This window comes from Johannesbaptistia floridana (assembly GCF_057440575.1).
Window position 1 is genome coordinate 1 of the sequence record NZ_JALKVM010000269.1, and the last position, 9,823, is coordinate 9,823.

The window sequence follows — 9,823 nt, forward strand, 5'->3', positions numbered from 1 at the left end:
CAGGCAAGACGGCTTTTAAAACTAGGAAAAGCGGCCGTATTCCGGCGTTATCCTTTTACTATTATTCTTAAAAAGGAGGTAACAGAAACACCCAAGAAAATCATCATAAAATGTGACCCAGGAGCGAAATTTACGGGGATTGCCTTAGTTCAAGGTAACCAAGTAATTTGGGGAGCACAATTACAACACCGAGGGCAACAGATTAAAGATGCTTTAACATCAAGACGACAATTAAGAAGAGGAAGACGAGGACGTAAAACTCGTTATCGTCAACCCAGATTTCTAAATAGAACAAGACCTAAAGGTTGGTTGCCTCCAAGCTTACAACATCGAGTGGATACTACATTAACTTGGGTCAAGAGATTAATTAGATATTGCCCCATTGATTCTCTGGCTATGGAGTTAGTGAAATTTGATTTACAGAAACAGGATTTTCCTGAAATTAGTGGAGTAGAATACCAACAGGGAACCCTTCACGGTTGGGAAGTTCGAGAGTATTTATTAACTAAATTTAATCGAACTTGTCAGTATTGTGGAGCGGATGAAAAACCCTTTGAAGTTGACCACATTCATCCCATAAGCAAAGGAGGAAGTGACCGAGTTTCCAATTTAACCTTAGCTTGTCACGACTGTAATCAAGCTAAAGGAAATCAGAATATTAAAGATTTTCTCCAAGGAAAACCTGACTTGGTTAGCCGAATTTTAAAACAGGCAAAAACGCCTTTAAAAGAGGCGGCGGCTGTTAATTCTACTCGTTGGTCATTATTTAATTCTCTCAAAGAATTAGGATTGCCAGTAGAGACAGGGAGCGGAGGTTTAACTAAATTTAATCGCAAACGTTTAAAGGTTCCTAAATCACATTGGCAAGATGCCGCGTGTGTCGGTCAAGTACCTGATAATTTGGTCTTCCTCACCCATCAACCTTTGCGTATTAAAGCAACAGGTCACGGAACAAGACAGCGATGCCGTCCTGATAGATTTGGGTTCCCTAAAAGTCATGCTCCAAAAGCTAAATTCTTTCAAGGATTTCAAACGGGAGATTTAGTATCAGTATCAATCCCTAAAGGTAAATTTGCTGGTCAATATGTAGGGAGAATTGCTATTAGATTCCGTCCTAGTTTTGTTCTGCAATTACCTAATAAAAAATTTGATGTTCATCCTAAATATCTAACACATATTCATCGTAATGACGGGTACAATTATGCTTTCAATTAAAGATTCGCTCCGCTCAGTTTATTTGTTGAACTCCATTCCCCTCCCGTTAAGGGTTCGGCCGTACTCGGCGAAGGCCGAGTCAGGCGTCCGCCTGACCTATAACGGGAGTCCCCTGGAGATATTTTAGATGGAAAAAAGTAAATCACAACGAGTCCTAACTTGTTTACAAACTTTTCTCGATACCCCTATAGAAACAATTCTTAGAGGAACCAGTGAGACTCAAGCACAGAAGGCTATGTTAAAATTATGCCACGATGTGGCTATTACTGTACCAGCATATAAGAAATTTCTGGCTCAACAAGGGATTAAAGTTGATAATATTAAGACTTGGGCTGATTTTCAATCATTACCATTGCTAACTAAAGATAATTATTTACGGGTTAATCCTCTTAAAAGTTTGTGCCGAGGAGGAAAGCTAACTGAATGTGATTTTATCGCTGTCTCTTCCGGGTCAACAGGAAAACCAACTTTTTGGCCGCGATTTATTACTGATGAGTTTCAAATTGCCACTCGTTTTGAACAAATATTCCGTTATAGTTTTGAAGCAAATGTAAAACCAACCCTAGCAGTAGTCTGTTTTACATTGGGTACTTGGGTAGGAGGCATGTATACTGCTAGTTGTTGTCGTCATCTAGCCGCTAAAGGTTATCCAATTACTGTGGTTACTCCAGGAAATAATCAATCTGAGATTTTTAGAGTTATTCAGGATTTAGCCCCCAGTTTTGAACAAGTAGTTTTGTTAGGTTATCCTCCTTTTCTCAAAAATATTATTGATAGTGGTTTGTCTCAACAAATTTCTTGGGAACAATATAATATTAAATTGGTTATGGCAGGAGAAGTATTTAGTGAGGAGTGGCGGACTTTAGTGGGAGAACGTCTTAATTCTCAGAATTGGTATTATGACTTTGCTTCTCTATATGGTACTGCTGACGCAGGAGTTTTAGGAAATGAAACTCCTGTTAGTATTAGTATTCGTCGCTTTTTCGCCGAGAAACCAGAGGCAGCGCGTCAACTGTTTGGAGAGTCTCGTCTACCTACTTTAGTACAATATGACCCAGGAAGTAGATTTTTTGAAACTGTTGATGGTACTTTATTGTTTTCTGGAGATAATGGTATTCCTTTGATTCGTTATCATATATCGGATAATGGAGGAATTATTCCCTATAAAAAGATGCTAGAGTTTCTCCAAGATTGGGAATTTAATCCCGTAGAGAGGATTAATCGTGGTGTATATCCTTTACCTTTTGTCTATGTTTTTGGTCGTTCTCAATTCACCATATCCTATTTTGGCGCTAATATTTATCCAGAAAATGTCGCTGTAGGTTTAGAACAACCAACCATTAGAGATTGGGTAACGGGTAAATTTGTGATGGAAGTAAAAGAAGATGAAGATCTTAATGTTTTTCTCGCTATTACTGTAGAATTAGCCCCAGAAGTTGAAAGTAATCAAGAGAAACAACAGGCGATCGCCACTTCGATTCAAACTCAGTTACTACGACTCAATAGCGAATTTGCTAACTATGTTCCCCCAGAATCTCAACAACCACAAATAACTTTACTACCCCTAGGAAACCCAGATTACTTTCCTGTAGGAGTTAAACATAGATATACTCGCCCGATGAATTCAACAAATGGATAAGCCTTAAGTCATGTTGAGTAATGAGTAATGAGTAATAAGTAATGAGTAAAAGAATTGATGCTCAACGCTTAAAAATTGGTTGACCTTTGCAAGATCTTAGGCTAAAGAGAAATGAACTTTTTCTGAGGTTAATTTAGTACATAAGTACTGGTGGAAGATGTGAGTTATAGCAGTGACCGCAGTGGTGTTAACAACATTTATCACTAATGATCCCCCCAACCCCCCTTACTAAGGGGGGCTTTTCATCATTTTTGTCAACATCTATTGGCTCATTGCTATAAGTCATGGAAAAAGAAACCTTTACCTTTAGAGAAGATAGAAAAATAAATACACTTTGATAACAGGATTTATAGCAAGCTCGCAAATAGATGTTTACAGTTATCATCAAAAGCCCCCCTTAATAAGCTATCCTTTATAAGCAACTCACTAAACCCTTGTATAGCAGGGAGCACGGGAGCAGGGAGCAGGGAGAAAATTTTTAAGTAAAATTACTTGATTTCCTAAATAATGTATTTGTTTATACATTATTTTCTTAAACAAAATCTGAAAAAGCACTAAATCACAAGTTGGTGTTTTTGTCAAGTTTTATGTTAAGAAAAATGTTTATAAAGCATAGCTTGCTAAGGGGGGCTCAAGGTTGCTTGTCATCACCTCGTTTTTAGCATTTATTTTTCTATTTCATATATGACAAAGGGTTTTTTAAACCGGATTTGGTATTAAAAGCATCTGGCTTTCGATTTCATCCCATATTTCCCGGGAGCATCGTTGAGCAGATTCTTTACATCTAATAATCAAATAATTGGCTACTAAATAATCATTGATAATTTTTAAATCAGATTCAGATAAGTCAAGAAGGTCGGAGGTGAGATGAAAGGTAGATTGCAATTGCGATACAATTTCTTTCATCTTTTGGGTAAATAATTGACCATCCCAATTAGATTCATTGTGGTTTTCAATATCGGTTTTTAACTGCTCTAATTTGGTAATCAGAGAAGAGAAGTCTAAGTCTTGATAAATTTGATATTGCTGTGAAATTTCAAGATAGTTGATAATCCCTTTTAGGTACCTGGCGTTGGCGTAGGCGAGGGCGAGGGCGAGGGCGTTGGCGTTGGCGTTGGCGTTGGCGTTGGCGAGGGCGTTGGCGTTGGCGAGGGCGTCGGCGTTGGCGTCGGCGTTGGCGAGGGCGAGGGCGAGGGCGTTGGCGTTGGCGTTGGCGTAGGCGTTGGCGTAGGCGTTGGCGAGGGCGTTGGCGATCGCAACTGCTCTTTTACCAACTGGTTTGATCTCACCTTCTGAGGGATTTATAATATTTTCTGCCCAATTTAATAATTGTTGTAATTTAGCATTTTCATTAACCAAAGAATCGGTTTTTTGTTTCATTAATTTTAATAGGTTATCAGCTTTTCTTAACCCGGCTAAAATTAAAAACACTTCTCGCCAACGATGGTCAAAAATATGCTCATTAACAATGGTTTGTAGGTCAATTTCATCGTCATCAATAATTTTTTTGGCCGTTAAAAATTCTTGTAAAGTCAAATGAGAAAAGGAATAAGTATCTTCATCTCGCTCAATTAAAATACCATGTTGTGCTTCAATATCTCTGAGAACACTTTTACCATCAATATATTGAGGTTGGTTCTCTATTATATTCATATCTTTTAAAGTGTTTTCAATTTCTCTGGCTATTTCGCTTTTTTGAAAAAATGGATTATCTGTTATAAAATTTTCATAAGCGATTTCGGCAAGAAGAATCTCTTTACATTTAGTATCTAAACCTTTGTAGCTGCCATCGCGGATTATTTCTTTAGACGCATCCCACTCCTCTAAGAGAGTGGCGATCGCTTTTTCATAAAGGGTAGTTCTTGTATGGGGAAATCCGCCTTTTTTATTAAATAAAATACAAAGCAGGGTCAACAGTAGAGGAGTTCTGGTGAGTTCTTGGATAGCTTGATTATCAATAGTTTTAAGTGCTTTCCAACATTCTTGTCCCCATTCAGGTTTATTGTGGGATTCAAACCATTTGTTAATAAAAGATTCAATTTGTTCATCGTCAAAATTGGCAATGACAGCATCTGTAAAGCGTTGAAAACTAGTAAAATTACGATAGGCAGCGATGCGACAGGAAACAATAAAACGATTTTTAGAAAATTGGTCTACAAGGTTACCAATAACAGTGATCATCTCACTGAGGCGAGCGCTGGGAACTTCGTCTAAACCGTCTAAGAGAATTAAGAGTTCTCCCTTTTCTAATAATTTTTCTGTAGCTTTTTCATAATTAGACAATCCACAATTTTTAAATTCTTCAGCAATTTCAGCAACAAGATCAAAGGTTTCTTTTTTAGAAAATTTACGCAATTCTAACAAAACAGGAATCAAGCTGTGTGTATAGTCTCTTTGTTCGTTTTTAAGAAGCGCTTCTAATCCAACTTTCTTTAGAAAGGTACTTTTACCTGTGCCGGGATGACCCAAGATCATTAAATAGGCTGTTTCGTTGGCAACCTCCATACCTGCTATTTTTTTATCATCTTTTAAATTTCTCTCGCGAAAAAGTTCTTGCTGAGAATCCAGGGTGCTATATTGCCTAATGAGATCCTCTTGAAAGTTAACTTTAGTGTAAACAGAATCTAGGGAAACAGGTTTAGGCATACCCAAAACCTTGAGGTTACCATGACGATTAGTATAGTTTTCAAAATATTTTTTAGCAGCATCGTTGAAGAAATTTTGAGCAGCATCGGTTAAATTTTTTCCAGCGTTTTGTGATTGATTCAATCCTGCTTCTGCTAGGTTTCTAGCCAAAACTATCGCTATTGCGTTAATAGCAGCACTTTTAACATTGTCTGGTATGATATTCAATATTTCTAACATTTCCATACTCTTTAAATTAATAATTGGGTGTAGCGATCAATAAAGGGGAGCTCTTGTTTTGCCGCTTTCGTGAGGGAGAAATTTAGCATTTTATTCGTTATCAAGATCCATTCTTGCTCCTCGGGAAGTCGAAGTCTTGCGTCAAGATGTTCGCCCACAGTAACACTGATGTTTTTTTTGCATACAGAGTTCTCTTTATTAGTACCAACTTATATTATAGCAATTCTCATACTGGTGAGGTACAGAGGTTATCCTTTTGAGGCAGGAGGCTTTGAGGCAGGAGGCAGGAGTTATAGCAATGAGCCAATAGATGTTGACAAAAATGATGAAAAGCCCCCCTTGGGAAGGGGGGAAGGGGGGATCATTAGTGATCAATGTTGTTAACACCACTGCGGTCACTGCTATATATTTTAATTTTGAGCTGGTTTTCTCTTCAAAAGATTACAATGTTATCTCATGTATTATGATAAAAAAGTCTATTTTTATCCCTTAACTACCTGAATAGCATAAAATGTTTCTCAATCCAGGAATGTCTCAAAGCCTATCTCCTCACAAAGACTTACTTTTTGAGCAGACATTGCCATTTTTACATTAGGGAAACGCTGAGAGCTTGTCTCTCCCGTGCTCCGGTGCTCCCGTGCTCCCTGCTTTTGAAGCTTTTTTATAGAGGATATTTAATAACCGGATGCGCGTATGACAGGCGATCGCCTTTTGGTGAGTAGAATCCCTTACACTCAAAGAAAGTTTAGACTTAAAAAAATTAGCTTAATTTTTTGTTACAATTAGCCTATGATGATTAACTCTAACTTACAACAATTAATGCGGTATCTCCGTCCCTATTGGCGAGAAGTAACCTTAGGGATCATAGCTTTATTTGTGGTTAATGGGATGGGAGTTTACATACCCCTGCTGATTAGAGATAGTATAGACGAGCTTAAAGATGGTTTTTCCTTTAATCAAGTTTTGGGATATGTAATAATTATTGCCCTATTAGCCTCGGTAATGTGGCTAATTCGTATTTATTCAAGAATGGTTATCTTTGGCATAGGCAGACAAGTAGAATTTGATTTAAAGCAAAAGATTTTTGAACATATACTCAAACTAGAGCCGGGATATTTTGCTAGGCAATCCTCAGGAGACTTAATTAGTAGAGCGACAAATGATGTAGATAATATTCGCCGTTTAGTTGGTTTTGCCCTACTATCTATAGCTAACACTGTCCTAGCATATTGTTTAACATTACCAGTAATGCTCACCATTGATTTACCCTTGAGTATAGCGGCTATATCTGTTTATCCCGTAATGGTGATAATTGTGATTAAATTTAGCAGAAAATTAGGAGCTTTACAGTTACAAGTACAACAGAAACTATCTAGCTTGAGCGAGTTGATTCAAGAAGATGTGAGTGGAATGGCTCTAATTAAAATATATGCTCAAGAAAAACACGAGCATCGAGCTTTTAATATTAGAAATAGAGAATTATTAAGCACTAACTTAAAATTAGCCCGGACTCGTAATTTACTCTTTCCCGTTGTAGAAGCGATATCATATAGCAGTTTAATTATCTTGCTGGCTTTTGGAGTGAAAACTATTGCCGATGGGGCTATTACTATAGGTGATTTTGTGGCTTTGATACTCTATACAGAGCGTTTAGTATTTCCTACGGTTTTACTAGGATTTACCATCACAGCTTATCAAAGAGGTCAAGTGAGTATTGAGCGTTTAGAAGCTATTTTACAAGTTAAACCAAAAATTAAAAATGAGCCAAAATCCCTATCAATACCCAGGGAAGAAATTAGAGGAAAAATAACAGCTCAAAATCTTAGTTACACCTATCCAGATACAGACAAACCTGCTTTAGATAATATCAACTTTACTATTGAACCAGGAGAAATGATCGCTATGGTTGGCTCAGTAGGTGCCGGAAAATCGACCCTAGCCAATGCAATACCTCGTTTATTAGATATAGAATCAGGAATGCTATTTCTCGATGGTATAGATGTGACTCAAATTAAATTACAGGATTTGAGGTCAGCTATCGCTTATGTGCCTCAAGAGAGTTTTCTGTTTAGCACTACTATTGAAAATAATATTCGCTATGGTGAGCCATTGATGGAGCGCCCGCAAGTAGAATATGCAGCCCAACAAGCTCAAATTCACTCAGAAATACTTAACTTTCCTAAAAGGTACGAAACTATCGTAGGAGAAAGGGGTATTACTCTCTCAGGAGGGCAGCGTCAACGCACCGCTTTATCAAGGGCTTTAGTTACAGATGCTCCCGTGCTTATTTTAGATGATGCCCTCTCTAGTGTAGATAACCAAACTGCTACTAACATTTTGGAAAATTTCTGTAACAATCAGGGTAAAACAGTTATTTTTATTACTCATCAGCTTTCTGCGGCGATGATTGCTGATCGCATTCTAGTCATGGACAAGGGTAAAATAGTTCAAATAGGAAAACATAGTGAATTGTTAAACTTTCCTGGAATATATCAAAATCTTTGGAAACAAAATCAACTAGAAGCTGTTTTACAGTAAGATAATCTAGGTGATAGAGTGATGAATATTAAAACTCTTTATTGTAAACTACACAATGTTATCTGTACTGAATCTAGATTAGATTATATGGGCAGTGTAACCATAGATCAAAACTGGATGGAAGCAGCAGGACTTTATCAAGACCAAGCAGTTGATGTCTTGAATGTAGAAAATGGTGCCCGTATAACTACTTATGCGATCGCCGGAAAACGGGGTTCAGGTGTAATATGTCTCAATGGTGCCGCAGCCCATCACTTTGAACCAGGACATCACCTCATTATAATTGCATACTGTGATATTACTTTAGAACAAAAGAGAAACTTTCAAGGAAAAATTCTGCTATTTTCAGACCATCCACCCTACTACATTAATCAAGAGCAGAAAAAATTAAAGTGGCTAGGAAAAATACCTGAGTATTCCTTGCTGGAAAAAGAAACCCCTGCAACTACTCACAATAATTTAGACCCAATATCAGCAAAAAAGGATCACAACCAACTACTAGCCCATAACTGGAAATTAGGATGTCAACTACTATGGAATGAAGCAGAATTAGTAGCAGGTTTAGAGGCATTTATGGGAGAAAATCACGTAGAAACTGTGTTAGACGTTTCTGGCGGTAATGGTTTTCCCGCTATTGAGTTGCGTCGTCGAGGTTGGAATATTGCCTATAACGATAGTAATGCTAGGATGAAACAACAAGTAGAAACCCAGATTAAGGCAGAAGATAACCAGTTTTTAGCGGCTATGCCTTGTACTCAATTATCTTGGCAAGAATTAGATAAGGTAATACCCTCTGATTCTTATGATCTGGTGATGTGTCTTGGTAATTCTTTGCCTTATGCCATGTCATGGTCTGTTAACCAAGTATGTGACCCGGAGGAGGCCAAAAAAATTATTAAACAAGCCCTAATCAATTTTAAAAAAATATTACGTCCAGGAGGAGTACTAGTAGTAGATAAGAGTGAATTTGAATCTGATGGTATTTATGTAATAGATAAACAAGGAATAGTAGATAGGGAAAAATGTCATATTCACTGGGTATTTGTGAATGATGTAGAGTTAGGTATTAGACGTTGGGATCAATACAATACCGTAGGGGAAAAAACCACCTGTTTAACCCTGTATAGTCTACTAATTACTGAAGAAATGCTTTTAAAGTGGTTAACAGATACAGGTTTTGTTTCTGTATGTAAAACTTCTCTCCAAGGAGAAAACATTTATACAGTATATACTGCCAGAAAACCAGTAGGTGAAACCAGAGTAGCTAAAACTAGTGATTATTATGAGAATACGTTAATTTACTAGAATCAACAGGATTTATAGTAGAAAAAGTAGAAGACTTGACACTATATCAACAAAAGAGTTATCTTAAGTATACCTCACAAAATATATATAGGAACTTTGAACTCCCCCTCTCCTCAGTTGGTGTTATTGATTAATACCAAATCCGGTTTATATCCCCTAATTAAAAACGAGGTTCGTAGTTGGACTTTAGTCCTAAAAAACCTCACATACCGCTTCTAAAAATCTACTCAAATTTACTCAAACAGCAAAATAAGACAGAAA

General features: G+C 37.3%; 5 protein-coding genes. 4 read left to right on the top strand and 1 reads right to left on the bottom strand.

Translation table 11 applies throughout. The features are described from left to right. Both iscB and MW688_RS16845 read left to right on the top strand, forming a co-directional pair. Window positions 1-1,215 (top strand): RNA-guided endonuclease IscB (gene iscB / locus MW688_RS16840; RefSeq protein ID WP_486737175.1); only part of this gene is annotated, 1,215 nt, incomplete at its 5' end. 127 nt (window positions 1,216-1,342) lie between these two features. After that, a complete protein-coding gene (locus tag MW688_RS16845; protein WP_486737176.1) occupies window positions 1,343-2,854 on the top strand; it encodes a phenylacetate--CoA ligase family protein in 1,512 nt (503 codons plus the stop codon). 699 nt (window positions 2,855-3,553) lie between these two features. Here the strand turns inward: MW688_RS16845 and MW688_RS16850 are convergent. Next, a complete protein-coding gene (locus MW688_RS16850; protein ID WP_486737177.1) occupies window positions 3,554-5,719 on the bottom strand; it encodes an NACHT domain-containing protein in 2,166 nt (721 codons plus the stop codon). A 792-nt stretch (window positions 5,720-6,511) separates the two neighbouring features. On the opposite strand from MW688_RS16850, the gene MW688_RS16855 reads away from it, so the two are divergent. Together MW688_RS16855 and panD are read left to right on the top strand one after the other, a co-directional pair. Further along, a complete protein-coding gene (locus MW688_RS16855) occupies window positions 6,512-8,257 on the top strand; it encodes an ABC transporter ATP-binding protein (protein WP_486737179.1) in 1,746 nt (581 codons plus the stop codon). Window positions 8,258-8,278: 21 nt separating this feature from the next. Further along, window positions 8,279-9,562 (top strand): aspartate 1-decarboxylase, encoded by a 1,284-nt coding sequence (gene panD, locus MW688_RS16860; RefSeq protein WP_486737178.1) that lies wholly within the window; start codon window positions 8,279-8,281, stop codon window positions 9,560-9,562. The last annotated feature ends 261 nt before the right edge of the window (window positions 9,563-9,823 follow it).

Coding starts and splice junctions, on each gene's coding strand:
- MW688_RS16845 (WP_486737176.1), top strand. CDS start 1,343: ATGGAAAAAAGTAAATCACAACGAGTCCTAACTTGTTTACAAACTTTT.
- MW688_RS16855 (WP_486737179.1), top strand. CDS start 6,512: ATGATTAACTCTAACTTACAACAATTAATGCGGTATCTCCGTCCCTAT.
- panD (WP_486737178.1), top strand. CDS start 8,279: ATGAATATTAAAACTCTTTATTGTAAACTACACAATGTTATCTGTACT.
- MW688_RS16850 (WP_486737177.1), bottom strand. CDS start 5,719: ATGTTAGAAATATTGAATATCATACCAGACAATGTTAAAAGTGCTGCT.